The organism is Streptomyces cahuitamycinicus (assembly GCF_002891435.1).
Classification (GTDB): domain Bacteria; phylum Actinomycetota; class Actinomycetes; order Streptomycetales; family Streptomycetaceae; genus Streptomyces; species Streptomyces cahuitamycinicus.
The window spans coordinates 1-761 of sequence record NZ_POUC01000914.1 but is presented as its reverse complement, the minus strand read 5'-3'; the positions used below and the strand labels follow the sequence as shown (position 1 = coordinate 761).

Genomic DNA, 761 nt, shown 5'->3' with positions numbered 1-761 from the left:
GTCGTACCCACCCCGCACGGCACACTCGACCCCGACGCGCTCGACCAGACCCTCACCGGCCTGAACGGCCCCCTCCTCGTCGCCGCCACCGCCGGCACCACCGACGCCGGACTCATCGACCCGCTGCCCCAGATCGCCGCCCGTTGCGCCGACCACGACGCCCGGCTGCACGTGGACGCCGCCTACGGTGCGGGCCTCCTCTTCAGCGACCGGCACCGCACCCGCCTCACCGGGCTCGACGCAGCCGACACCGTCACCCTCGACCTGCACAAACTCGGCTGGCAACCCGTCGCCGCCGGCCTCCTCGCCGTCCGGGACGCCCGCGACCTCACCCCACTGCGACAACGCGCCGACTACCTCAACGCCGACGACGACACCGAAGCCGGACTACCCGACCTGCTCGGCCGCTCCCTCAGAACCACCCGCCGCCCCGACGTCCTCAAACTCGCCGTCACCCTCAAGACCCTCGGCCGCACCGGCCTCGGCACGCTCGTCGACCAAGTCTGCGCCCACGCCCGGCAGTTCGCCGACCTCGTCGACGCACACCCCGACTTCGAACTGCACGCCCAGCCCGTCATCAGCACGGTCCTGTTCCGGCCCACCGGCGCCACCGACACCACCGTGGCCGCCGTACGCCGCGCGCTGCTCACCGACGGCCGCGCCGTCCTCGGCCGGGCCCGCCTCGACGGCCGGCTCTGGCTCAAGGCCACCCTCCTCAACCCCACCACCGGGCCCGACGACCTGGCCGCCCTGCTGCACCT

1 protein-coding gene is annotated in these 761 nt (G+C 74.0%); it reads left to right on the top strand.

The genetic code is table 11. The annotated features are described in order from the left end of the window. The coding region (locus C1J00_RS43850; protein ID WP_146046433.1) for a pyridoxal phosphate-dependent decarboxylase family protein at window positions 1-761 on the top strand (761 nt) is incomplete at both ends.